Origin of the sequence: Burkholderia ubonensis (assembly GCF_001718695.1) — a bacterium.
GTDB lineage: Bacteria > Pseudomonadota > Gammaproteobacteria > Burkholderiales > Burkholderiaceae > Burkholderia > Burkholderia ubonensis_B.
Window position 1 is genome coordinate 2813020 of sequence record NZ_CP013420.1, and the last position, 22337, is coordinate 2835356.

General features: G+C 68.2%; 25 protein-coding genes and 2 pseudogenes. 22 read left to right on the top strand and 5 right to left on the bottom strand.

Annotated elements, in window-relative coordinates:
• Window positions 1–67: 67 nt before the first annotated feature.
• The gene (gene gpmA, locus WJ35_RS12815) at window positions 68–814 is read right to left on the bottom strand and encodes a 2,3-diphosphoglycerate-dependent phosphoglycerate mutase (RefSeq protein ID WP_010090589.1); all 747 of its coding nucleotides are present in this window, start codon (window positions 812–814) and stop codon (window positions 68–70) included.
• Between the two features lie 135 nt (window positions 815–949).
• Here gpmA and WJ35_RS12820 point away from each other — a divergent pair, with 135 nt between their 5' ends.
• The 5 genes from WJ35_RS12820 (at window position 950) to WJ35_RS12840 (ending at window position 3844) form a co-directional block, all read left to right on the top strand.
• On the top strand, window positions 950–1372 hold the full coding sequence (locus WJ35_RS12820) for a rhodanese-like domain-containing protein (RefSeq protein WP_010090590.1): 423 nt from the start codon (window positions 950–952) through the stop codon (window positions 1370–1372).
• Complete coding sequence (grxC, locus tag WJ35_RS12825; RefSeq protein WP_010090591.1) at window positions 1369–1629, top strand: glutaredoxin 3; 261 nt, start codon at window positions 1369–1371, stop codon at window positions 1627–1629. Before WJ35_RS12820 ends, grxC begins: the two co-directional genes overlap by 4 nt.
• 101 nt (window positions 1630–1730) lie before the next feature.
• Window positions 1731–2216 (top strand): protein-export chaperone SecB, encoded by a 486-nt coding sequence (gene secB / locus WJ35_RS12830; protein ID WP_069239263.1) that lies wholly within the window; start codon window positions 1731–1733, stop codon window positions 2214–2216.
• A 26-nt stretch (window positions 2217–2242) separates the two neighbouring features.
• Window positions 2243–3241: an NAD(P)H-dependent glycerol-3-phosphate dehydrogenase gene (locus WJ35_RS12835; protein ID WP_060235942.1), complete on the top strand. Its 999-nt coding sequence runs from the start codon at window positions 2243–2245 to the stop codon at window positions 3239–3241.
• A 78-nt stretch (window positions 3242–3319) separates the two neighbouring features.
• On the top strand, window positions 3320–3844 hold the full coding sequence (locus WJ35_RS12840) for an O-acetyl-ADP-ribose deacetylase (protein WP_010090594.1): 525 nt from the start codon (window positions 3320–3322) through the stop codon (window positions 3842–3844).
• A gap of 36 nt (window positions 3845–3880) precedes the next feature.
• On the opposite strand, the gene trmL is transcribed toward WJ35_RS12840, so the two are convergent.
• Together trmL and WJ35_RS12850 are read right to left on the bottom strand one after the other, a co-directional pair.
• A complete protein-coding gene (gene trmL, locus WJ35_RS12845) occupies window positions 3881–4351 on the bottom strand; it encodes a tRNA (uridine(34)/cytosine(34)/5-carboxymethylaminomethyluridine(34)-2'-O)-methyltransferase TrmL (RefSeq protein ID WP_060235944.1) in 471 nt (156 codons plus the stop codon).
• 105 nt (window positions 4352–4456) lie between these two features.
• Window positions 4457–5218: a phosphoribosyltransferase family protein gene (locus WJ35_RS12850; protein WP_060235946.1), complete on the bottom strand. Its 762-nt coding sequence runs from the start codon at window positions 5216–5218 to the stop codon at window positions 4457–4459.
• Between the two features lie 80 nt (window positions 5219–5298).
• On the opposite strand from WJ35_RS12850, the gene WJ35_RS12855 reads away from it, so the two are divergent.
• From WJ35_RS12855 to WJ35_RS12890, 8 genes are all read left to right on the top strand, one after another.
• Complete coding sequence (locus tag WJ35_RS12855; RefSeq protein WP_069239264.1) at window positions 5299–6267, top strand: methyltransferase domain-containing protein; 969 nt, start codon at window positions 5299–5301, stop codon at window positions 6265–6267.
• A 195-nt stretch (window positions 6268–6462) separates the two neighbouring features.
• Window positions 6463–6987: a DUF2244 domain-containing protein gene (locus WJ35_RS12860; protein WP_088580147.1), complete on the top strand. Its 525-nt coding sequence runs from the start codon at window positions 6463–6465 to the stop codon at window positions 6985–6987.
• A gap of 49 nt (window positions 6988–7036) precedes the next feature.
• A complete protein-coding gene (coxB, locus tag WJ35_RS12865; protein WP_029226333.1) occupies window positions 7037–8605 on the top strand; it encodes a cytochrome c oxidase subunit II in 1569 nt (522 codons plus the stop codon).
• 43 nt (window positions 8606–8648) lie between these two features.
• Entirely contained in the window at window positions 8649–10256 is a 1608-nt protein-coding gene (gene ctaD / locus WJ35_RS12870; RefSeq protein WP_010090602.1) for a cytochrome c oxidase subunit I, read from the top strand.
• 75 nt (window positions 10257–10331) lie between these two features.
• On the top strand, window positions 10332–10472 hold the full coding sequence (locus tag WJ35_RS31815; RefSeq protein ID WP_042586883.1) for a cytochrome oxidase small assembly protein: 141 nt from the start codon (window positions 10332–10334) through the stop codon (window positions 10470–10472).
• Window positions 10473–10495: 23 nt separating this feature from the next.
• Window positions 10496–11098, top strand: a complete 603-nt coding sequence (locus tag WJ35_RS12880; protein ID WP_060235952.1) for a cytochrome c oxidase assembly protein — start codon at window positions 10496–10498, stop codon at window positions 11096–11098.
• 16 nt (window positions 11099–11114) lie between these two features.
• Window positions 11115–11315, top strand: coding sequence for a DUF2970 domain-containing protein (locus WJ35_RS12885; RefSeq protein ID WP_010090605.1), 201 nt, complete (start codon window positions 11115–11117; stop codon window positions 11313–11315).
• 138 nt (window positions 11316–11453) lie between these two features.
• A complete protein-coding gene (locus tag WJ35_RS12890) occupies window positions 11454–12311 on the top strand; it encodes a cytochrome c oxidase subunit 3 (protein WP_010090606.1) in 858 nt (285 codons plus the stop codon).
• Window positions 12312–12488: 177 nt separating this feature from the next.
• On the opposite strand, the gene WJ35_RS12895 is transcribed toward WJ35_RS12890, so the two are convergent.
• Entirely contained in the window at window positions 12489–12698 is a 210-nt protein-coding gene (locus WJ35_RS12895) for a twin transmembrane helix small protein (RefSeq protein ID WP_010090607.1), read from the bottom strand.
• An 84-nt stretch (window positions 12699–12782) separates the two neighbouring features.
• Here WJ35_RS12895 and WJ35_RS12900 point away from each other — a divergent pair, with 84 nt between their 5' ends.
• From WJ35_RS12900 to WJ35_RS12920, 5 genes are all read left to right on the top strand, one after another.
• A complete protein-coding gene (locus tag WJ35_RS12900; RefSeq protein WP_045567136.1) occupies window positions 12783–13493 on the top strand; it encodes an SURF1 family protein in 711 nt (236 codons plus the stop codon).
• Window positions 13494–13604: 111 nt separating this feature from the next.
• Window positions 13605–14195: an SCO family protein gene (locus tag WJ35_RS12905; RefSeq protein WP_060235955.1), complete on the top strand. Its 591-nt coding sequence runs from the start codon at window positions 13605–13607 to the stop codon at window positions 14193–14195.
• Between the two features lie 25 nt (window positions 14196–14220).
• A complete protein-coding gene (locus WJ35_RS12910) occupies window positions 14221–15333 on the top strand; it encodes a COX15/CtaA family protein (protein WP_060235956.1) in 1113 nt (370 codons plus the stop codon).
• Between the two features lie 8 nt (window positions 15334–15341).
• Entirely contained in the window at window positions 15342–16244 is a 903-nt protein-coding gene (cyoE, locus tag WJ35_RS12915) for a heme o synthase (RefSeq protein WP_010090611.1), read from the top strand.
• Window positions 16245–16262: 18 nt separating this feature from the next.
• Window positions 16263–16880 carry an SCO family protein gene (locus tag WJ35_RS12920; protein ID WP_060235958.1) on the top strand — a complete coding sequence of 206 codons (618 nt, stop codon included), beginning with the start codon at window positions 16263–16265 and terminating at the stop codon, window positions 16878–16880.
• A 114-nt stretch (window positions 16881–16994) separates the two neighbouring features.
• On the opposite strand, the gene WJ35_RS12925 is transcribed toward WJ35_RS12920, so the two are convergent.
• Complete coding sequence (locus tag WJ35_RS12925; RefSeq protein WP_059719472.1) at window positions 16995–17285, bottom strand: YciI family protein; 291 nt, start codon at window positions 17283–17285, stop codon at window positions 16995–16997.
• 192 nt (window positions 17286–17477) lie between these two features.
• Here WJ35_RS12925 and WJ35_RS12930 point away from each other — a divergent pair.
• From WJ35_RS12930 to WJ35_RS12945, 4 genes and pseudogenes are all read left to right on the top strand, one after another.
• A pseudogene (locus WJ35_RS12930) lies at window positions 17478–19065 on the top strand (methyl-accepting chemotaxis protein).
• A gap of 126 nt (window positions 19066–19191) precedes the next feature.
• Window positions 19192–20007: a MetQ/NlpA family ABC transporter substrate-binding protein gene (locus WJ35_RS12935; RefSeq protein ID WP_010090617.1), complete on the top strand. Its 816-nt coding sequence runs from the start codon at window positions 19192–19194 to the stop codon at window positions 20005–20007.
• Between the two features lie 204 nt (window positions 20008–20211).
• Complete coding sequence (gene imuA, locus WJ35_RS12940; RefSeq protein ID WP_060235963.1) at window positions 20212–20919, top strand: translesion DNA synthesis-associated protein ImuA; 708 nt, start codon at window positions 20212–20214, stop codon at window positions 20917–20919.
• A pseudogene (locus WJ35_RS12945) lies at window positions 20852–22335 on the top strand (Y-family DNA polymerase). Before imuA ends, WJ35_RS12945 begins: the two are co-directional and overlap by 68 nt.
• Window positions 22336–22337: the final 2 nt, after the last annotated feature.

Below are 22337 nucleotides of genomic sequence, written 5' to 3' on the forward strand. Positions count from 1 at the left end.
AAGCGCTCGGGGTTGTTCGCGCGAGCGCCCGTCGCGCCGGCGCGGGGGCCGGCGCGACGGGGCGGGATCAGCCCGCCTTGCCCTGCTTCGCGACGGCGGCCTGCGCCTTCGCGATCGCGTCCTGGTCGCCGAGGTAGTAGCTCTTGAGCGGTTTCAGGTTTTCGTCGAGTTCATAGACGAGCGGCACGCCGTTCGGGATGTTCAGGCCGACGATGTCGCTGTCCGAGATGCCGTCGAGATACTTGATCAGCGCGCGCAGCGAGTTGCCGTGCGCGGCGATCAGCACCTGCTTGCCGCCCTTGATTGCCGGCGCGATCGATTCGTTCCACAGCGGCAGCACGCGCGCAACCGTGTCCTTCAGGCATTCGGTGAGCGGCAGCTGCTCGCGCGGCACGCGCGCGTAGCGCGGGTCCGCGTACGGCGCGCGCTCGTCGGTCGGCTCCAGCGCGGGCGGCGGCGTGTCGTAGCTGCGGCGCCAGACCAGCACCTGCTCGTCGCCGAACTTCGCGGCCGTTTCCGCCTTGTTCAGGCCCGACAGCGCGCCGTAGTGGCGCTCGTTGAGGCGCCACGAGTGCACGACGGGCAGGTACATCAGGTCCATGCGGTCCTGCACGTGCCACAGCGTGCGGATCGCGCGCTTGAGCACGGACGTGTACGCGATGTCGAACGTGTAGCCGGCTTCCTTGAGCAGTTCGCCGGCCTGGTAGGCCTCGTTGCAGCCTTGCTCGGTCAGGTCGACGTCGACCCAGCCGGTGAAGCGGTTTTCCTTGTTCCACGTCGATTCGCCGTGGCGGATGAGGACGAGCTTGTACATAGATGCTTGCGGTCGGTAGTGAAGGAAGCGGTGCGCGCCGCACGGCGCCCGGGACGGGCCCGCCATCGCGCAAGACGGTTATTTTATAATGGCGGGATTGTCCTTTTCCGATTTCTCTCTTTCCGGCGGAATTCCGTGAGTTTCTTTACCGATTACACGAACCTGGCCCTCGTCGCGATCCTGCTGGTGTCCGGCGGCCTGCTTGCGTATCCCGCGCTGCGCCGCGGCCGCGGCGGCCTGTCGGCCGCGGAGGCGACCCAGCTCATCAATCGCCGCAACGCGGTCGTGATCGACGTGCGTCCGGCGTCCGAGTTCGCCGCCGGCCACCTGCCGTCGGCGCGCCAGGTCGAAGCCGGCGAGATCGGCGCGAAGATCGCGCAGGTCGCGAAGAACAAGAGCACCCCGGTGCTGCTCGTGTGCCAGAACGGCCAGCAGTCGCAGAAGGCGGCGCGCGCGGTCGAGGCGGCGGGCTATGCCGAGGTGCACGTGCTCGAGGGCGGCGTCGCCGCGTGGCAGCAGGCCGGCATGCCGGTCGTCAAACAAGGAGTGGCGAAGTGAACAAAGTGGTCATGTACAGCACCCAGGTGTGCCCGTATTGCATCCAGGCCGAGCGGCTCCTGAAGCTGCGCGGCGTCGAGCAGATCGAGAAGGTGCTGATCGACAAGGATCCGGCGCGCCGCGAGGAAATGATGTCGCGCACCGGCCGCCGCACGGTGCCGCAGATCTACATCGGCGACACGCACGTCGGCGGCTACGACGACCTGTCGACGCTCGACCGCGCAGGCGGCCTCGTGCCGCTTCTGCAAGCCGCCTGATTAGGGCAGAATGGCCGCCGGTCGCGCGGCCACGCGCGCAGGATCAACCGGGGCGGCCGGCGCCAGGCCGGCCGCCTCGTCACCACATTTAGGGAAACACCATGTCCGACGTCGAAAACCAACCGTTCTTCAACATCCAGCGCGTCTACCTGAAGGATATGTCGCTCGAGCAGCCGAATTCGCCGGCGATCTTCCTCGAGCAGGACATGCCGTCGGTTGAGGTCGAAGTCGACGTGAAGGCCGAGCGTCTCGCCGAAAGCGTGTTCGAAGTCGTCGTGTCGGGCACCGTGACCGCGAAGGTGAAGGACAAGGTCGCGTTCCTGATCGAGGCGAAGCAGGCCGGAATTTTTGACATTCGCAACATTCCTGACGAACAGCTCGACCCGCTCGTCGGCATCGCCTGCCCGACGATCCTGTTCCCGTACCTGCGCTCGAACATCGCCGACGCGATCACGCGCGCAGGCTTCCCGCCGATCCACCTCGCCGAGATCAACTTCCAGGCGCTGTACGAGCAGCGTCTCGCGCAGCTCCAGCAGCAACAACAGGCTGGCGCGGCCGGCGCGCCGAACGGCTCGGCGCTGAACTGAGGGACGAACAAGGACCGGTGCTGGGTATGAAAGTAGCCGTTCTCGGCGCCGGTGCCTGGGGCACCGCGCTCGCGGGCCATCTGGCCGCGCGGCACGACACGCTTCTGTGGGCGCGCGACGCCGCGCTCATCGCCGGGCTGCAGGCCCGGCACGAGAATTCCCGCTATCTCGACGGCATCGCGCTGCCCGATGCGCTGCGCTACGACGCGAATTTCGCCGCGGCGCTCGCGCACGGCGCCGCGGACGACGCGCTGTGCGTGATCGGCGCGCCCGTCGCCGGCCTGCGCGCGCTGTGCCGCGCGATGCGCGACGCGGGCTGCGTGCCCGCGCACGTGATCTGGGTCTGCAAGGGCTTCGAGGCGGACACGCATCTGCTGCCGCATCAGGTGATCGCCGCCGAGCTGCCCGAGCAGCGCAGCAACGGCGTGCTGTCGGGCCCGAGCTTCGCGCGCGAGGTCGGCCAGGGGCTGCCGGTCGCGCTGACGATCGCGAGTGCGTCGGCCGCGTGCCGCGACCGCACGCTCGCGGCGTTCCATCACGGCGCGATGCGGATCTATACCGGCGACGACGTGGTCGGCGTCGAGGTCGGCGGCGCGGTGAAGAACGTGCTGGCGATTGCGACCGGCATCGCCGACGGCCTCGGCCTCGGCCTGAACGCGCGCGCCGCGCTGATCACGCGCGGCCTCGCGGAAATGTCGCGGCTCGGCGTCGCGCTCGGCGGCCGCGCGGAAACCTTCACCGGCCTCACGGGCCTCGGCGACCTGATCCTCACCGCGACGGGCGACCTGTCGCGCAACCGCACGGTCGGCCTGCAACTGGCCGCCGGCCGCTCGCTGAACGACATCCTCGCCGCGCTCGGCCACGTCGCCGAAGGCGTGCGCTGCGCGCAGGCGGTGCTCGCGATCGCGCGCGAGCAAGCGATCGAAATGCCGATCACCGAAGCCGTGTGCGGCGTGCTGTTCGACGGCGTCGCGCCGCGCGACGCGGTCAGCGGCCTGTTGCGGCGGGACGCGCGCGCGGAGTAGTGCGGAGTAGTGCGGCGGTCGCATCGCCGCGCAAAGCGGATTACGCTTGAACCATCTCCGGCATTCGAGGAGGCCGTCATGCTGCAGATCGGTTCCACCACGCTCGACGCGCAGGTCGTCGACATCACGACGCTCGCGGTCGACGCGATCGTCAACGCGGCGAACAGCTCGCTGCTCGGCGGGGGCGGCGTCGACGGCGCGATCCATCGCGCGGCCGGCCCGGGCCTGCTCGCCGAATGCCGCACGCTCGGCGGCTGCCAGACCGGCGACGCGAAACTCACGCGCGGCCACGGGCTGCCGGCCCGATACGTGATTCATGCGGTCGGCCCGGTGTGGCACGGCGGCACGCAGAACGAGGCCGAGATGCTCGCGTCGTGCTACCGCCGCGCGATCGAGCTGGCCGAAGAAGTCGCGTGCACGTCGATCGCGTTTCCGGCGATCAGCTGCGGGGTCTACCGTTATCCGGCCGCGCAGGCGGTCGACATCGCCGTCGATACGGTCGTCGACATGCTGCCGCAGGCGCCGAACCTCGCACGCGTGGTGTTCGCGTGCTTTTCTCCCGACATATACGAGCTGTATCGCGCGCGGCTCGCACGTCGCTGACACGCGTTCGCGCGAACGACGGTCGATGGTCGACGCTCAGTCGCCGCCTTCGAAGCCGGCCTGGCGCCACGCCTCGAACACGACCACCGCGACCGTGTTCGACAGGTTCAGGCTGCGGTTGCCCGGCCGCATCGGCAGGCGCACGCGCTGCGCGTTCGCGAACTGCTCGAGCAGCGGGGCGGGCAGGCCGCGCGTTTCCGAGCCGAACACGAACCAGTCGCCCGGCTGGAACGCATGGTCGTGGAAGCGGCCGGAGCCGCGTGTCGTGAACGCGAACATCCGCGCGGGATCGGGCGTCTCGGCCGCGACGAACGCATCCCAGTCCGGATGCACGCGCATTTCCGCGTATTCGTGATAGTCGAGGCCCGCGCGGCGCATCTTCGCGTCGTCGAGCGGAAAGCCGAGCGGCTCGATCAGGTGCAGCCGCGCGCCGGTATTCGCGCACAGGCGGATCACGTTGCCGGTGTTCGGCGGAATTTCGGGGGCGACGAGGACGACGTTGAACATGTTTCGGTTTCGGATGGCGGTTTCCGGCGCGCCCCTGCTGCGGGGCGGCGGCCGGACCGGCCGGTTTGTCACGATCGCGGCCGCGGGCGGCCGGCTTCTCACTAATTAATCCCTGGCGGTGCGCAGCGCAACCAGATTCGTCACGCGTGCGGCGCCCGCCGCTTTCAGCGCGTGCGCTGCGGCGGCCAGCGTCGCGCCCGACGTCATCACGTCGTCGACGAGCGCGACATGGCGACCCGCGACGTCGCACGCGACCGCGAAGGCCGATGCGACGTTGTCGCGCCGCGCGCGCCGGTCGAGCCGCGACTGCGGCGCCGTTTCCACCACGCGCGCGAGCAGCGTCGCGTCGGCCGGCACGCCGAGCCGGCGCGCGAGCGGCCGCGCAATCGCCCACGCCTGGTTGTAGCCGCGCGCGGCGAGCCGAGCATGGGCAAGCGGCACCGGCGCGATTACGTCGAAGCCGCCGTCCGCGCCGCGCGTGTCGGCGAGCAGCCGGGCGAGCCGGCCGGCGAATTCCGCGCCGAGCGCGAGCCGCGCGTGGAATTTCAGTCCGCGCGCGAGGCCGTCGAGCGGCGCCCGGTAATCGGCGAGCGCGAGTGTCGCATCGAACGGCGGCGGCGTGGCGCGGCATGCGTCGCACCGGTAGCCGGCCGCGCGCCGCGCGTGCCCCGGGGCGAGCGGCACCGCGCAGACGGCGCAGCGCAGGCGCGCTTCGTTCCAGTACGCGGCATCGCATCCGGCGCAGATCACCGTATGTGACATATTGCCGCACAGTGCGCAGCGGTTCGGCAGCGCGATTGCCGCGATCTGCGCGAAAGCCTGCGACATAACGACGCGGATCGACTCCGGAAATGGACGGCGAATCATCGGCAGGCTCCTCAATATGGCCTCAATGAAGCTTCCGGGGCGAGCGAGTATACTTCGGGCTCTTCGCCAGTTTGCCCGACATGTCCCCACCTTCGACCCTCTCCGGCCGTCCGGCCTATGACGCGAGGCGCCTGCGTCGGATCTTCGACCGCCGCGCGGCCACGTTCGACGCGGTTGCGTTCCTGCCGCGCGAGATTGCGCACCGGATGTGCGAGCGTCTCGAATACATCAAGGTGAGCCCCGCGGCCGTGCTGGACGCGGGCTGCGGCGCGGGCGACGACCTGCCGGCGCTGCGCGCGCGCTTTCCCGAGGCGCCGGTGTTCGGCGTCGACCTGTCCGGCGCGATGCTCGCGCGGGCGGGGCAGCGCGAGGTCGAGCAGACGAGCTGGCGCCGCTGGCTGCCTGCGTCGCTCGGCAAGGCGCTCGGCCAGCGCGGCCCGCGCGTCGCGCAGGCGGACTTCTCGGCGCTGCCGTTCGCGGCCGGCGCGTTCGACCTGATCTGGTCGAATCTCGCGCTGCACTGGCATTCGCGCCCCGACACGGTGCTGCCCGAGTGGCAGCGCGTGCTGCGCGTCAACGGCCTGCTGATGTTCAGCACGCTCGGCCCCGACACGCTGCGCGAGCTGCGCGCGGCCTGCGGCGAGGCCGAGGCCGCGCTCGGCATGGCGAGCGCCGCGCCCCCCCGCGTCATCGATTTCGTCGACATGCACGACCTCGGCGACATGCTCGTCGAGAGCGGCTTCGAGATTCCCGTGATGGACCAGGAAGTGCTGACCGTCACCTACAAGTCCCCCGATTCGCTGCTGGCCGACGTGCGCCGCTGGGGCGCCTATCCGTTCGAGCGCGCGGCGCCGCAGCGCGCGACGCGGCGCTTCCGGCAGGCGCTCGGCGATGCGCTCGACGCGCGCCGGCGCGCGGACGGCACGATCCCGCTGACCTTCGAGGTGATCTACGGCCACGCGTGGAAGGCCGTGCCGCGCACGACCGCGGAAGGGCACGGCATCGTCCGCATCGAGGACATCGGAAAGGGGCGTCCGAAGAATCGGTAAAGCGGTAAAGAGGGGTTTTGTTATGTCTGAAATTAGCAGCGCAAGGCGGGGTCAAAATTGCCCCGAAAACGGCCGGAAAGCTTGTCGCGCTTGGCTCGCGGGGCGATAGGCGTTTGCTTGTGGATGCCATTGAACCCGCCTATAATGCGTCAGCTTGTCGCCCCGGGGTCCCCGCAATACGGGGCGGCGAGCCCGATGCAGGCATGCATCGCATGCCATTCGCGTGAGGCGGCGATGGAAGCAGCGAGTGTTTCGACTGATTCGGCGGATGCGGAGCCTGTCCTCGAGGACTGGCTCATGAAGCGCAACTGTTCGATGTCGCCGCGCCAGTTCGTGCTGTTTTACGCGTCGCTCGCAGGCTTTTCGCTGGCGATCGCGGCAATGCTGATGTGGCAGGGGGCGTGGCTCGTCATGCCTTTCACCGGAGTCGAGCTGCTGGCGGTAGGCGTCGCGTTTGCGGTCTACGCGCGGCATGCGGTCGATTACGAGCGCATCAGGCTGTTTCCGCACCGGCTCGTGATCGAACGGATGAATGCGGAGCAGCTCACGCAGATCGAATTCAACCCGCGCTGGGTGCGGGTCGAGCCGGGCGCGACGCCACGCGATCCGATTCGGCTGGTATCGCGCGGGCAGACCGTCGTGATCGGGCAGCATCTCGCGCAGTACAGGCGCGCGCAGTTCGCCGACGAGCTGCGCGCGGCGCTCCGGCGCTGCGGCTGAGCAGGTTGGCCGGCGCGGCGCAGGCGGCTGGCGACGGGGGAGGGTTTGAATGGAAATTTTGGGTAAGGATGCTATGAAAACAATCAAGCGAGCCCTCACGGGCGTGCTGGCATGCAGCGGACTGCTCTTTGCCGGTGCCGCTCTGGCGGTCGGTGACAGCCCGGGCGGTCCCCGCGTCAACGAGATCAACTTTCAGCCGCCTGTCACGAAGATCGCCGAGGAGCTCTACGATCTCCACACGATGATGCTGATCCTCTGTACGGTGATCTTCGTCGGCGTGTTCGGCGTGATGTTCTATTCGATCTTCGCGCACCGCAAATCCAAGGGCCACAAGGCCGCCAATTTCCATGAAAGCACGACCGTCGAAATCATCTGGACGATCGTGCCGTTCATCATCGTCGTGCTGATGGCGCTGCCGGCCACCAAGGCCGTGGTCGCGATGAAGGACACGACGAACGCCGATCTCACGGTCAAGGTCACCGGCTACCAGTGGAAGTGGGGCTACGACTACGTGAAGGGCCCGGGCGAGGGCATCAGCTTCCTGTCGACGCTGTCGACCCCGCGCGACGCGGTGATGGGCAAGAAGCCGATCAGCGACACCTACCTGCAGGAAGTCGACAACCCGCTCGTCGTGCCGGTCAACAAGAAAGTCCGCATCATCACGACCGCGAACGACGTGGTCCACTCGTGGTACGTGCCCGCGTTCGGCGTGAAGCAGGATGCGATTCCGGGCTTCGTGCGCGACACGTGGTTCAAGGCCGACAAGGTCGGCACCTTCCGCGGCTTCTGTACCGAACTGTGCGGCAAGGAGCACGCGTACATGCCGGTTGTCGTCGAAGTGCTGTCGGACGAAGACTACGCGAAGTGGGTCAGCGCGCAGAAGGCCAAGCTGGCCGGCGCGGCAGTCGACCCGAACAAGGTTTACACGATGGCCGAGCTGGTGTCGCACGGCGAGGAAGTCTACAAGGCGAACTGCGCGGCCTGCCACCAGGCGAACGGCAAGGGCGTCGGCGCGTTCCCGGCGATCGACGGCGGCAAGATCTCCAACGGCCCGATCGCAGGCCACCTCGAGCAGGTGCTGAAGGGCAAGGGCGCGATGCCGTCGTGGGCGTCGCTGTCGGACCTCGACATCGCGTCGGTCATCACCTACGAGCGCAACTCGTGGGGCAACCACAAGAACGACCTGCTGCAACCGAAGCAGGTGGCGGACGCGCGTAACGGCAAGCTGCCGGAAGACGCCGCGAATACCGCGGGCGCAGCGCCGGAACAGGCGGCCTCGGGCGCAGCGGCGCCGGCGGCCACGGCCGCGCTGTCGACGATCTATTTCGAAACGGGCAAGGACACGCTGCCGGCCGACGCACAGTCGGCGATCGCGGCGGCGGCGGACTATGCGAAGGCGCATCCGGACGCGAAGCTCGCGCTGTCGGGCTTCACCGACAAGTCGGGCTCGGCCGACGCGAACGCCGAACTGGCCAAGCACCGCGCGCAAGCCGTGCGCGATGCGCTGAAGGCGGCGGGCGTGGCGGAAGACCACATCATTCTGAAGAAGCCGGAAACGATCACGGGCGGGGCGGACGCGAAGGAAGCCCGGCGTGTCGAGATCGGCCCGGCGGCCTGACGTGTCGCTGTGTTTGTCGACGTATTCGCATTAGGAGATTCTCATGTCTAGCATCGGGCACGACGTAGCCGCGGGCCACGCGCACGACGACCACGCGCACGAAACCCCGCACGGCTGGCGGCGCTGGCTGTTCGCCACCAACCACAAGGACATCGGTACGCTGTACCTGCTGTTCTCGTTCATCATGTTCCTGTCGGGCGGCGTGATGGCGCTCGCGATCCGCGTCGAGCTGTTCGAGCCGGGCCTGCAGATCATGCGTCCGGAGTTCTTCAACGAGCTCACGACGATGCACGGCCTGATCATGGTGTTCGGCGCGATCATGCCGGCGTTCGTCGGCTTCGCGAACTGGATGATCCCGCTGCAGATCGGCGCATCCGACATGGCGTTCGCGCGGATGAACAACTTCAGCTTCTGGCTGCTGCCGGTCGCAGCCGTGCTGCTGGTCGGCTCGTTCTTCGCGCCGGGCGGCGCGACGGCCGCGGGCTGGACGCTGTATGCGCCGCTGTCGACGCAGATGGGCCCGGGCATGGACTTCGCGATCTTCGCGGTGCACATCATGGGCGCGTCGTCGATCATGGGCGGCATCAACATCGTCGTGACGATCCTGAACATGCGCGCGCCGGGCATGACGCTGATGAAGATGCCGATGTTCGCGTGGACGTGGCTGATCACCGCGTACCTGCTGATCGCGGTGATGCCGGTGCTCGCAGGCGCGATCACGATGGTGCTGTTCGACCGCCACTTCGGCACGTCGTTCTTCAACGCGGCAGGCGGCGGCGACCCGGTGATGTACCAGCACATCTTCTGGTTCTTCGGCCACCCCGAGGTGTACATCATGATTCTGCCGGCGTTCGGGATCGTGTCGCAGGTGATTCCGGCGTTCGCGCGCAAGACGCTGTTCGGCTACAGCTCGATGGTGTACGCGACGGCTTCGATCGCGATCCTGTCGTTCATGGTCTGGGCGCACCACATGTTCGCGACCGGCATGCCGGTGACGGGCCAGCTGTTCTTCATGTACGCGACGATGCTGATCGCGGTGCCGACGGGCGTGAAGGTGTTCAACTGGCTCGCGACGATGTGGCGCGGCTCGATGACCTTCGAAACCCCGATGCTGTTCGCGATCGGCTTCCTGTTCGTGTTCACGTTCGGCGGCCTGACGGGCCTGATGCTGGCGATGGCGCCGCTCGACATCCAGTACCACGGCACCTACTTCGTGGTCGCGCACTTCCACTACGTGCTGGTGGCGGGTTCCTTGTTCGCGCTGTTCGCGGGCTGGTACTACTGGTCGCCGAAGTGGACGGGCTGGATGTACAGCGAGACGCGCGGCAAGATCCACTTCTGGGCGTCGATGATCTTCTTCAACCTGACGTTCTTCCCGATGCACTTCGTCGGTCTCGCGGGCATGCCGCGCCGCTATGCGGACTACCCGGCGCAGTTCACGGACTTCAACCAGGTCGCGACGATCGGCGCATTCGGTTTTGGTCTCGCGCAGGTGTACTTCCTGTTCGCGGTCGTGCTGCCGGCCTACCGTGGCGGCGGCGAGCTGGAAAAGGCGTCCGACAAGCCGTGGGACGGCGCGACGGGCCTCGAGTGGACGGTGCCGAGCCCGGCTCCTTTCCATACGTTCGAGCACCCGCCGACCGTCGAGTAATTCGTCTCACCGGATGTTCCGCCAATGCCCGCCGCCGCAGGCGGGCGAGGCGGAACGTTCTACAGCAGGTTTCAGATGAACCGGAATCCACAACAAAGACGCACGCCCGAGCAGATCCGCGCGGGCAACAAGCGGCTCGGCCTGATTCTGCTTGCGATCGCCGCCGTCTTTTTTGTGGGTGTCGTGATCAAGCAGTGGTGGCTGTCCACTCACTGACGCAGTAGCGAGGAAGTTGTCGTATGTCGAAGCCGGAAGCGGAGCACACGGATCGCGGGTTCAACCGTTCGATGCTGGTGAAGCTCTTCGTCGTGGCCGGGCTGATGTTCGGCTTCGGTTTCGCGCTGGTGCCGATGTATCGCGCGATCTGCCAGATCACCGGCATCAACAACCTCGTGCAGCGCGACGTCAGCGAGCGCGAGGCGAAGAACACGCAGGTCGACAAGAGCCGCACCGTGTCGGTCGAGTTCGACGCGAACGCGCGCGGCCCGCTGGGTTTCAAGCCGGAGCACAACAGCCTCGACGTGCATCCGGGCGAGTTGACGACGATCGTGTACGACGTGACGAACGGCCAGAGCCGTCCGGTCGTCGCGCAGGCGATCCCGAGCTACGCGCCGAAGCAGGCGACGGAGTTTTTCAGGAAGATCGAGTGCTTTTGCTTCACGCAGCAGACGCTGGCCGCGAACGAGTCGCGCAAGATGCCGGTGGTGTTCGTGATCGATCCGAAATTGCCGAAGGACGTGAAGACGATCACGCTGTCGTACACGTTCTTCGAACTGAATACGCCGGCCCAAGCGACAGCCGGTGCGGCGAAGCAGTCCGGCTCGACGAAGCCGGGCGCATGATGATGGAGGCGGGGCGATGACGGAGGTCAAGCGAAGCGGCTCGTTCGGCCAGGCGTTGAAGGCGGTGCTGTGGTCGTTCTTCGGCGTGCGCAAGCGGCGCGACCTGGAAGCCGACGCGACGCAACTGAATCCGCTGCACGTGCTGATCGTCGCGCTGATCGCGGCCGGCGTGTTCATCGGCGTGCTGATCCTGATCGTGCGCGCCGTCGTGGGCTGAGGCCCGCGGCAGCAACGGAATGCAAGCGGCGCGCCCCTGGCGGGCCGCGAAGGAAAGAGCGGCGGCCGTCGCGCCGCGCGAGAAATAAAGCCGGAGTGGTTTCCGGGACACAAATTGGACTGAAGTGGAGAATCAAGCATGAGCGGTCAAAACCAGACCCCGTACTATTTCGTGCCGCATCCGTCGCAGCATCCGATCAGCGCGGCCGTCGGCCTGCTGGTCATGCTCGGATCGTTCGCACTGTGGATCAACGGTCACGACTGGGCGCCTTATACCGCGCTGCTCGGCCTGCTGTGGTTCCTCTTCACGCTGTACCACTGGTTCGGCGATGCGATCGCCGAGTCCGAAGGCGGGATGTACGGCAAGCGGGTCGACGTGTCGTACCGCTGGAGCATGAGCTGGTTCATCTTCTCCGAAGTGATGTTCTTCGGCGCGTTCTTCGGCGCACTGTTCTATGCGCGTGAAATTGCGCTGCATCAGCTCGGCAGCCTCGACTACAAGCTGATCTGGCCGGATTTCTCCGCCGTGTGGCCGAACGAAGGCCCGGCGGCGCTCGCCGGCCACTTCAAGACGATGGGCCCGTGGCCGATCCCGACGCTGAACACCGCGCTGCTGCTGTCGTCGGGCGCGACGCTGACGATCTCGCACCACGCGCTGCGCGACGATCACCGCCGCAAGGCGATCGCATGGCTGGCCGCGACCCTCGTGCTCGGCGTCTGCTTCCTGTTCACGCAGGGCTTCGAATATTTCCACGCGTACAACGAACTGAACCTGACGCTCGGCTCGGGCATCTACGGTTCGACGTTCTTCCTGCTGACGGGCTTCCACGGCTTCCACGTGTTCCTCGGCGGCACGATGCTCGCGGTGGTGCTGGTGCGGCTGATCCGCGGCCACTTCAAGCCGGAACATCACTTCGCGTTCGAAGGCGCCGCGTGGTACTGGCACTTCGTCGACGTCGTCTGGCTCGGCCTGTACGTCGTCGTCTACTGGCTGTAAATAAAGACGGCCCGCGCAGCGATGCGCGGGCCGTTCGTATCGAGGCAGCCGGGCGGCGCGAGCGCGCTACCGGCAGCCGGCATCACCGAGGCGCCGCCGCGACTTTGTCAGGCGGCGCTTTTGCTTGGTGGCCCGGCCATGTGGCGAAATGCCGCATCGGCCGCGGCGGAAACCGCGTCAGCGCCCGATCGGAATGCCGGTCGAATGGATCCAGCCCATCCAGTTCGCGAACAGGATGAACAGGAACAGCGAGATCGACAGGCCGACGCGGGTGGCGAGCGACCAGACCATGCGCTTCGTGTGGCCGCGGTCGTGCATCATGAAATAGAGTGCCGAGACCATGCTGGCAATGATGAGGACGAAGGCGATAGGGACGAGGATGTGCATGGAGCGGACCGGACGACGGCAATTCGAAAGGAAGAGGATAATTATCGCACTTCGCTTTCGCGACAGCCTCTGCGAGGCGGCGCGATGAAGATTCGCTGGCTTCCCGCGCTGCTCGTGCTGGCGGTGGTCGCGGTCACGATCCGGCTCGGTTTCTGGCAGCGCGAGCGCGCGCACCAGAAGGAGGCGCTGCAGGCGAGCATCGTGCGCTACGAGCACGCGGCGCCCGTCGAGATCGGCGCGCAGCCGATTCCGCTCGCGTCGATCGAGTTCCATCGGGTGCGCGCGACCGGGCGCTTCATGCCTGAGCTCGCGGTGTTTCTCGACAATCGGCCGTATAACGACCAGCCGGGCTTTTACGTCGTGATGCCGTTTAAACTCGCGGGCGGCGGCTACGTGCTCGTCAATCGCGGCTGGCTGCCGCGCAACATCGCCGAGCGCACCGCGATCGAGCCGTTCGCGACGCCGGCGGGCGACGTCGAGCTCGAGGGCATCGCGCGCGCCGACGCGACGCGCGCGTTCGAGCTCGGCGAAGGCGGCTCGGCGCCGCACCAGAAGATTCGGCAGAACCTGGACGTCGCCGCGTTCGCGAAGGAAACCGGCCTGCCGCTGCAGCCGTTCGTGATCCAGCAGACGAGCGACGACGGCGACAAGCTGGTGCGCGACTGGCCGGCGCCGACGACCGGCGTCGAGCGCAATTACGGTTACATGTTTCAGTGGTGGGGCATGGCGGCGGCCGCGCTCGGTTTCGGCTTGTACGCGGCGCGGCGCGCGGCGAAGAAGCCGTCCGGCGCATGAGCGGCGGCGCGATGCCGGTGCGCGGCGGCGACGCCGCGGGTACGTTTCGAGAGGTCTGATTTGTCCATCCAATCTTCCCGTCAGGGTCCGGCTTCCGGTCAGGGGGCGCCCATGTCGCCGGCCGCCAGAAAGCGCGGCCGCTGGACGCTCGTGCTGCTCGGGCTCGTCTGCGCGGCGCCGATGATCGCGTCGTACTTCACCTATTACGTGATCAAGCCGAAGGGCGGCTCGACCAACTACGGCACGCTGGTCGAGCCGCAGCGGCCGATTCCGCCGGACCTGACGGTCACCGACGAAACCGGCAAGACGATGCCGCTCGCGTCGCTGCGCGGCGTGTGGCTGTTCGTGATGACCGACCGCAGCGCGTGCGACGAAGCGTGCGCGAAGAAGCTTTATTTCATGCGCCAGGTGCGCGTGACGCAGGCCGGCGAACGGCACCGGCTCACGATGGTGTGGCTGCGCAGCGATGCGGGCGCGGTTCCGGACAAGATCACCGCCGCGTACCCGGATACGCGCAGGCTCGTCGCCGATCCGGCCGCGGTCGCCAGGTGGCTGCCGGCCGACGCCGGCACGCAGGACACCGACCACCTCTACCTGGTCGACCCGAACGGCAACCTGATGATGCGCTTCCCGAAGGACCCGAATCCCAGCAAGATCAAGACCGACGTCACGAAGCTGCTGAAGTGGTCGAGCATCGGCTGACGCGAGACTACGAGGCAATAATCCGATGTCGTATCTACTGCAACTCGGCCTGATCGGCCTGTGCATCGCGCTGCTGCCGCTGTCGTACGTGTGGGTGAAGGCCGACGACGACAAGTTCCGCAAGCTCGTGTGGATCACCACATTCCTGACCCTCGATCTCGTGATGTTCGGCGGCTTCACGCGGCTGACCGATTCGGGCCTCGGCTGTCCGGACTGGCCCGGCTGCTACGGCACGTCGTCGCCGTTCATCGCGCACGCGGCGATCACGGCCGCGCATCAGGCGATGCCGAGCGGCCCCGTCAGCATGACGAAGGCGTGGATCGAGATGATCCACCGCTATTTCGCGATGGCGATCGGCGTGCTGATCATCGCGCAGACGATGATCGCGTGGGCCGCGCGGCTGCGCCGCCGGCCGCTGCATGTGTCGCCGTGGTGGCCGACGAGCCTGCTGCTGCTGATCCTCGTGCAGGGCGCGTTCGGCGCGTGGACGGTGACGATGAAGCTGCAGCCGGTAATCGTCACGATCCACCTGCTGCTCGGCCTGACGCTGCTCGGCACGCTCGGCTGGCTCGCGGCGCGGCAGACGCCGCTGCCCGCGCACGATCCGCAGGCCGGGCGCTATCGCGCGGCGGCGCTCGCGGCGCTCGTGCTGCTGGTCGTGCAGATCGCGCTCGGCGGCTGGGTCAGCACCAACTACGCGGTGCTCGCGTGCACCGACTTCCCGACCTGCAACGGCCAGTGGATTCCGCCGATGGATTTCGAGCATGGCTTCCATCTGTGGCGCGCGCTCGGGATGACGAAGGACGGCGACGCGATCACGCAGGACGCGCTCGTCGCGATCCACTGGACGCACCGCACGTTCGCGTTCGTCGTCGTCGCGTACCTGGTCGCGTTCGCGCTGAAGATGCGCCGCTTCGAATCGCTGCGGCGGCCCGCGAACGGCGTGCTGCTGGTGGTCGTGCTGCAGTTCGTGACGGGTTTGACGAATATCGTGTTGCAGTGGCCTTTGCCGGTCGCGGTGGTCCATAACGGGGGGGCCGCGGTCCTGCTGCTGCTCGTCGTCATGTTAAACTTTCGCATCCTTTCAAGCCGCCCCGGCCGTGTCGCGCTGCCTGCGCGCGACGCCGCCCCGGCGTGACCGCCCCCATGCAAAGCACCCTTTCCCGATCGCCCGGTAGCCGGTTTTCCCAGTACATGGCGCTGACGAAGCCGCGTGTCACGCAGCTCGCGGTGTTCTGCGCGGTGATCGGCATGTTCCTCGCGACGCCGGGCATGGTGCCGTGGCGGGTGCTGGTCGGCGGCACCATCGGCATCTGGCTGCTGGCGGGCGCGGCGTTCGCGATCAACTGCCTCGTCGAGCAGAAGATCGACGCGATGATGCGCCGCACCGCGTGGCGTCCGTCCGCGCGCGGCGAGATCACGACCGCGCAGATCCTGCTGTTCTCGGGCGTGCTCGGCAGCCTCGGCGCATGGACGCTCTACACGTTCACGAACGCGCTGACGATGTGGCTGACGATCGCGACCTTCGTCGGCTACGCGGTGATCTACACGCTGCTGCTCAAGCCGATGACGCCGCAGAACATCGTGATCGGCGGCGCGTCGGGCGCGATGCCGCCGGCGCTCGGCTGGGCCGCGGTGACGGGCGCGGTGCCCGGCGACGCGTGGATCCTCGTGCTGATCATCTTCGTGTGGACCCCGCCGCATTTCTGGGTGCTCGCGCTGTACCGCCGCAAGGACTATGAGAACGCGGGCCTGCCGATGCTGCCCGTCACGCACGGCGAGAAGTTCACGCGGCTGCACATCCTGCTCTACACGGTGATCCTGTTCGCGGTCACGATGATGCCGTTCATCTCGGGGATGAGCGGGGCCGTCTACCTGACGAGCGCGGTGCTGCTCGGCGCGGTGTTCCTCGCATACGCGTGGAAGATCCACCGCGAGTATTCGGACGAACTGGCCCGCAAGGCCTTCCGCTACTCGATCGTCTACCTGTCGCTGCTGTTCGCGGCGCTCCTCGTCGATCACTATGCACGCCCGCTGCTCGGCGTGTAACCGCACGGTTTGAATACGATGCTTCGTTCATGGTTCGGGCGCCGCGCGCGCCAAGGCTGGATGCTCGGCTGCGCATTCGCGGCGGCGATGCTGCTCGCGGCGTGCGACAACGCGCCGAAATTCCAGAATCTCGACATCACCGGCAACACGCAGTTCGGCAGCGATTTCGCGCTGCCCGATACGGCCGGCAAGATGCGCACGCTCGGCGACTTCAAGGGCAAGGCCGTCGTGATGTTCTTCGGCTATACGCATTGCCCGGACGTCTGCCCGACGACGATGGCCGAACTGTCCGAAGCGCTCAAGCAGCTCGGGCCGGACGCCGCGAAGCGCGTGCAGGTGCTGTTCGTCACCGTCGATCCGGAGCGCGACACGGCCGCGCTGCTCGGCCAGTACGTGCCGGCGTTCGATCCGTCGTTCATCGGCCTGCGGCCGGCGGACGAAGCGCAGCTGAAGAAGGTGACGAAGGATTTCCGCGTCTATTACGCGAAAGTGCCGGGCAAGGCGCCCGGCAGCTACACGATGGATCACACCGCCGCGAGCTACGTGTTCGACACGAACGGCAAGCTGCGCCTGTTCGTGCGCGACGGCCAGGGCCCCGGCCCGTGGCTGCACGACCTGAAACTGCTGCTCGGCTGAGCCGCAGGGCGGGGCGGCGCGCGCCGTCCCGCGTCTTCTCTTTTCCCGTCTGTTCTCCGTATCGCCTACGCGGGCCGTGGCCCGGCAGGCGCCGGCGCGTCATGTCACGTCAAGTCACGGCAGCGCCGGCAGGACGACGCCCGGCGCCGCGCGCGTCATCCGGAATTCGGTCACGCGGTAGTTCGCGAGGCCTTCGGTGACGAACGGGTCGGTCTGCAGGATCGCTTCCAGTTCGTCGCGATCGATGCGCGCCGCGAGGATCATGCCGCCGTCGCGCGGCACCTTCGGCCCCGCCGCGATGAAAATCCCCTTGTCCAGCAGCGGCTGCAGATACGCGCGATGGCGCTCGAGCGCGTCGTCGATGCGATCGAGCGGCGCGGTGTAGTGAATGTCGATGACGTACATGAGTGGCCTAGGAAAGTCGCCGGGGCGCGGTGCGCCGGCCAGGCGATCTTGTAGCACAGGCCGCGTTGCGTGTCGCGTTGCATTCAAGTTGCAAGCGTCGCTGCCGTCATTACGTGTGCAATCGATTGCGCGCGGCGGGCCGTTCGCGCGCGCGTTGCGTCACCCATCGACATCGATAACAAGGCACGCACGATGAGCAGAATGAGTTTGAACCGCAAGCTGTGGCTCGCACTGGCGCTGGTATGGGTCGGCCTGCTGGGCGTCGGCGCATGGAGCGCGTTCGAGACGCGCGCGACGATGCTCGCGGAGCGCAAGGAAGGCATGGCAAATCTCGTCGAGGCGGCGGCCGGCATCGCGAAGTAAGTCGTACTACGCACTCGCGCAGGCCGGCACGCTGCCCGAGGCCGACGCGAAGCGCGATGCGCTCGCGAGCCTCGCCGCGATGCGCTACGGCGAGTCGGGCTACGTGTTCGTGATGGATTCGAAGCCGGTCGTGCTGATGCACCCGACGCTGCCGAAGCTGGTCGGCACGCAGGTCGGCGACTACAAGGACCCGGACGGCAAGCCGCTGTTCGTGACGATCCTGAACGCCGCGAAGGCCACCGGCAGCGGTTTCGCCGAATATCGCGGGCGCCTGCCGAACAGCGAGACCGCGGTGCCGAAGATCAGCTACGTCACGCGCTTCGCGCCGTGGGACTGGAACATCTCGAGCGGCGTGTACGTGAAGGACATCGATACCGTCTACTACGAGACGCTGCTCGGCCACCTCGCCGTGGTGCTCGTGATCGGCCTCGTGATCACCGCGGCGATGGTCGTGATCATCCGCAACGTGCGCGGCAGCCTCGGCGGCGAGCCGGACGAAGCCGCGGCGCTTGCGGCGCGCATCGCGGGCGGCGACCTGACGCAGCCGGTGCCGGTGCGCGCAGGCGACCGCACGAGCATGATGGCGGCGATGCATGCGATGCAGGATCGCCTGCAGGCGACGATCGGCGGCATCCGCCAGTCGGCCGAATCGATCGCGTCGGCGAGCCGCCAGATCGCATCCGGCAACGACGACCTGTCGCAGCGCACCGAGGAGCAGGCGGCGTCGCTGGAGGAGACGGCGGCGAGCATGGAGCAGCTGACCGCGACCGTGAAGCAGAACGCCGACAACGCGCGGCAGGCGAGCGGGCTCGCGAACAACGCGTCGGACATCGCGCGCGCCGGGCACGACGTCGTGAATCGCGTGATCGGCACGATGGGCGAGATCGACGACAGTTCGCGCAAGATCGCCGACATCATCGGCGTGATCGAAGGCATCGCGTTCCAGACCAACATCCTCGCGCTGAACGCGGCGGTCGAGGCGGCGCGCGCGGGCGAGCAGGGCCGCGGCTTCGCGGTGGTCGCGGGCGAAGTGCGCTCGCTCGCGCAGCGCAGCGCGACGGCCGCGAAGGAGATTCGCGCGCTGATCGTCGATTCGGTCGATCGGGTGCGCAACGGCTCGACGCTGGTCGGCCAGGCCGGTACGACGATGGGCGAGATCCTGCAGGCGGTCGCGCGCGTGACGGACATCATGGGCGAGATCGCGGCGGCGTCCGAGGAGCAGGCGAGCGGCATCACGCAGGTCGGCCGGGCGGTCACGCAGATGGACCAGGTGACGCAGCAGAACGCGGCGCTCGTCGAGGAAGCGTCCGCGGCCGCCGCGTTGCTGCAGGAGCAGGCTGCGCGGCTGCGCGACGCGGTGGGGGCGTTCCGGGTCGGCGACGCCGGCGCGGCGCGCACCCGGCCGTCCCCCGCATAGCGCATACCCATATGAGCGGGATGTATTTCACTTCCCGCCGATCCTGTGACACCATTTGCCCCTTTCCGCGAGCCGGGACATACCCGCATCGCGCCCTTTTATAGTTAGCAAGAAGGCGAGAAACAGATGAAGCGTCGCAGTCTCCTGAAAGTGTTTTCCGTGCTGGCAACCGGCGCCGCGCTGACGATGTCGGCGGGTGCGCATGCCGAGGACAAGGTGATCAAGGTCGGCACGGTGGCCGGTCCGGACGCGGAAGTGTGGCAGGTCGTGCAGAAGGTCGCGAAGGAGAAGGAAGGCCTGAACGTGAAGGTCATCGAGTTCAACGACTACGTGCAGCCGAACGCGGCGCTCGACGCGGGCGACCTCGACGCGAACAGCTTCCAGCACCAGCCGTACCTCGACAGCCAGGTGAAGCAGCGCGGCTACAAGCTCGTCAGCGCGGGCCTGACCTACATCTCGCCGATCGGCGTCTACTCGAAGAAGGTCAAGGCGCTGAAGGACCTGCCGCAAGGCGCGAAGCTCGCGGTGCCGAACGATCCGTCGAACGAGAACCGCGCGCTGCTGCTGCTGCAGGCGCAGGGCGTGATCAAGCTGAAGGCGGGCGCGGGCACGGGCGGCAACAACGCGACGGTGCTCGACATCGCCGACAACCCGAAGAAGCTGAAGATCTCCGAGCTGGACGCGGCGCAACTGCCGCGCGTGCTGTCGGACGTCGACGCGGCCGTGATCAACACGAACTACGCGATCGCCGCGAACCTGCAGCCGACCAAGGACGCGATCGCGCTCGAATCGCTGACGAGCCCGTACGCGAACCTGATCGCGGTGCGCGCGAAGGACAAGGACCAGCCGTGGGTGAAGAAGCTGGTCAAGGCGTACCAGTCGACGGAAGTGCGGGAATTCATCAAGAAGCAGTTCAAGGGCTCGATGGTCGCGTCGTTCTGAACGCCGCACACCGGTCCGATTGCCGACCCGAAGGGCCTGCCGCGCGCAGGCCCTTTTTCATTGGGGCGGGTGCTGGCCCGTGGCCGCTGGCGGCGCGTGCGGCATGCGCTGCGTTCATCTGACGAAAGGCCGGTTTCGTGCCGAGACTGTGCGACGCGAGCGCATTGCCATATACTGTATATCCATACAGTTGTGGGTGGCATCATGCTCGCATCCTCCATTTCTCCTGAATCCCTTCATCCGTCGCTCTGGCGCGGCTCGCAGCTCGCGCGCGGCGGTCCGCGCACGATCGACACGGGTTTCGCGTCGCTGTCCGCCGAGCTGCCGGGCGGCGGCTGGCCGGTCGGCGGGCTCGTCGAGCTGCTGGCCGCGCAGCCGGGTTGCGGCGAGATGCGGCTGCTCGCGCCCGCGCTCGCGCACACCGTCAGCGCCCGTCGGCCGCTCGCGCTCGTCGCGCCGCCGCGCTCGCCGCATGCGACCGCGCTCGCCGGTCTCGGCGTGCCGGCCGACGCGCTGCTGTGGCTGCGCGCCGGCAGCCGCACGGACGCGCTGTGGGCCGCCGAGCAGGCGCTCAAGACCGGCTGCTGCGGTGCGTTGCTGCTCTGGCAGGATGCGCGGCCCGATGCGCTGCGACGCCTGCATCTCGCGGCCGCGCGCACGGGCGACACGCTGTTCGTGATGCTGCGCCCGCTGCAGGCCGCGCGGCAGCCGTCGCCCGCCGTGCTGCGCGTCGCGCTGCATCCCGTGCCGGGCGGCGTGTCGCTCGACATCGTCAAGCGTCGCGGGCCCGCGCGCGGCGAGCCGCTCGTGCTCGACCTGCCGTCGCCCATCGTGGAGAGCCGCTATGCGCGTCTTGCTCGGCATCCATCTGCCGCTTCTGCCGCTCGACGTGTGCGCCCCGCCGCCGTCTGACGGCGAGGCCGGCTGCGCGGTGCTCGAGCAGGGCGTCGTGCTGATCGCCGACGCGGCCGCGCACCGGCAGGGCGTGCGCGCGGGCATGAAGCGCGGCGGCGTGCTGACGCTCGCGCCCGACACGCAGCTCGTCGAGCGCGATCCCGCGCGCGAGGCCGATGCGCTGCGCGCGGTCGCGCTCGCGCTGCTGCGTTTCTCGCCGTGCGTCGCGCTCGACGACGAAGCGACGCTCGTCGTCGACGTCGGCCCGAGCCTGCGCCTGTTCGGCGGCCTGCCGTCGCTGTGCCGCCAGGTGCGCGCGACGCTCGCGGCGCTCGGCTATGCGGCGCGCCTGTCCGCCGCGCCGACGGGGCGCGGCGCGTGGCTGCTCGCGCGCGCGTCGGCCCGCTCGCGCAGCCGGCGCCGGGTGGCCGGCCATGCGTCGCTCGTCCGCGCGCTCGACGCGCTGCCGTGCGTGCTGCTGCCCGACGCGCGTCCGTATGCGGACTGGTTCGACGGCCTCGGCTGCCGCACGCTGGCCGATCTGCGCGGCCTGCCGCGCGCGGGGCTGCAGCGCCGCTGCGGTCCCGCGCTGCTGGCCGCGCTCGACCGCGCATACGGCGATGCGGTCGAGCCGCTTGCGTGGATGCCGGTGCCGCCCGTGTTCGACGTGCGGCTCGAATTGCCGGAGCGCGTCGAATATGCGGAAGCCGTGCTGTTCGCCGCGCGACGGCTCGTCGTGCAGCTGTGCGGCTGGCTGGCCGCGCGGCAGCTGTCGCTGGCCGCGATGACGTTCGGCCTCGAGCACGAGCGCGGCCGCCAGGCGGTGCCGCCGACGTCGCTCGAGCTCGCGTTCGCGGCGCCCGCGCGCGACGACGCGCACTTCATGCGGCTGCTCGGCGAGCGGCTTGCCCGCGTCGAGCTGCCCGCCGCGGTGATCGCGGTGCGCCTGACGGCCACGCGCGTCGAGTCGGTCGCGCCGCCGGCCGATGATCTGTTTCCCGAGCCGGGCGGCACGCGCGAGACGCGTGCGCGGCTCATCGAGCTGCTGGTCGCGCGGCTTGGCGCGGAGAACGTGCTGCGCGCGGCGCCCGTCGCCGATTACCGGCCCGAGGCCGCGAACCGCTGGCTGCCGCTCGACGCGCCGGCCGGCAACCGTGCGCCGGCCTGCCGGCCGCGCCGCCGCGTCCCGTGTGGCTGCTGGCCGAGCCGCAGCCGCTGCTGATGCGCGAGGACCGGCCGGTGTTTGGCACGCCGCTCAGGAAGATGTCGTCGGCCGAACGGATCGATGCGGGGTGGTTCGACGGCCAGCGTGAGAGGCGTGATTACTACGTTGCGCAGGACGAAGCCGGCGCGTGCTACTGGATCTTTCAGGAACTGCCGAGCGGAAGCAGCGGGACCGAACCGCGCTGGTTCCTGCACGGCTTGTTCGGATGAAT

Bases quoted from the DNA above. Each gene is read 5' to 3' on its own strand.
- gpmA (WP_010090589.1), bottom strand. From the start codon at position 814: ATGTACAAGCTCGTCCTCATCCGCCACGGCGAATCGACGTGGAACAAG.
- secB (WP_069239263.1), top strand. From the start codon at position 1,731: ATGTCCGACGTCGAAAACCAACCGTTCTTCAACATCCAGCGCGTCTAC.
- WJ35_RS12835 (WP_060235942.1), top strand. From the start codon at position 2,243: ATGAAAGTAGCCGTTCTCGGCGCCGGTGCCTGGGGCACCGCGCTCGCG.
- WJ35_RS12840 (WP_010090594.1), top strand. From the start codon at position 3,320: ATGCTGCAGATCGGTTCCACCACGCTCGACGCGCAGGTCGTCGACATC.
- trmL (WP_060235944.1), bottom strand. From the start codon at position 4,351: ATGTTCAACGTCGTCCTCGTCGCCCCCGAAATTCCGCCGAACACCGGC.
- WJ35_RS12850 (WP_060235946.1), bottom strand. From the start codon at position 5,218: ATGATTCGCCGTCCATTTCCGGAGTCGATCCGCGTCGTTATGTCGCAG.
- WJ35_RS12855 (WP_069239264.1), top strand. From the start codon at position 5,299: ATGTCCCCACCTTCGACCCTCTCCGGCCGTCCGGCCTATGACGCGAGG.
- WJ35_RS12860 (WP_088580147.1), top strand. From the start codon at position 6,463: ATGCAGGCATGCATCGCATGCCATTCGCGTGAGGCGGCGATGGAAGCA.
- coxB (WP_029226333.1), top strand. From the start codon at position 7,037: ATGGAAATTTTGGGTAAGGATGCTATGAAAACAATCAAGCGAGCCCTC.
- ctaD (WP_010090602.1), top strand. From the start codon at position 8,649: ATGTCTAGCATCGGGCACGACGTAGCCGCGGGCCACGCGCACGACGAC.
- WJ35_RS31815 (WP_042586883.1), top strand. From the start codon at position 10,332: ATGAACCGGAATCCACAACAAAGACGCACGCCCGAGCAGATCCGCGCG.
- WJ35_RS12880 (WP_060235952.1), top strand. From the start codon at position 10,496: ATGTCGAAGCCGGAAGCGGAGCACACGGATCGCGGGTTCAACCGTTCG.
- WJ35_RS12885 (WP_010090605.1), top strand. From the start codon at position 11,115: ATGACGGAGGTCAAGCGAAGCGGCTCGTTCGGCCAGGCGTTGAAGGCG.
- WJ35_RS12890 (WP_010090606.1), top strand. From the start codon at position 11,454: ATGAGCGGTCAAAACCAGACCCCGTACTATTTCGTGCCGCATCCGTCG.
- WJ35_RS12895 (WP_010090607.1), bottom strand. From the start codon at position 12,698: ATGCACATCCTCGTCCCTATCGCCTTCGTCCTCATCATTGCCAGCATG.
- WJ35_RS12900 (WP_045567136.1), top strand. From the start codon at position 12,783: ATGAAGATTCGCTGGCTTCCCGCGCTGCTCGTGCTGGCGGTGGTCGCG.
- WJ35_RS12905 (WP_060235955.1), top strand. From the start codon at position 13,605: ATGTCGCCGGCCGCCAGAAAGCGCGGCCGCTGGACGCTCGTGCTGCTC.
- WJ35_RS12910 (WP_060235956.1), top strand. From the start codon at position 14,221: ATGTCGTATCTACTGCAACTCGGCCTGATCGGCCTGTGCATCGCGCTG.
- cyoE (WP_010090611.1), top strand. From the start codon at position 15,342: ATGCAAAGCACCCTTTCCCGATCGCCCGGTAGCCGGTTTTCCCAGTAC.
- WJ35_RS12920 (WP_060235958.1), top strand. From the start codon at position 16,263: ATGCTTCGTTCATGGTTCGGGCGCCGCGCGCGCCAAGGCTGGATGCTC.
- WJ35_RS12925 (WP_059719472.1), bottom strand. From the start codon at position 17,285: ATGTACGTCATCGACATTCACTACACCGCGCCGCTCGATCGCATCGAC.
- WJ35_RS12935 (WP_010090617.1), top strand. From the start codon at position 19,192: ATGAAGCGTCGCAGTCTCCTGAAAGTGTTTTCCGTGCTGGCAACCGGC.
- imuA (WP_060235963.1), top strand. From the start codon at position 20,212: ATGCTCGCATCCTCCATTTCTCCTGAATCCCTTCATCCGTCGCTCTGG.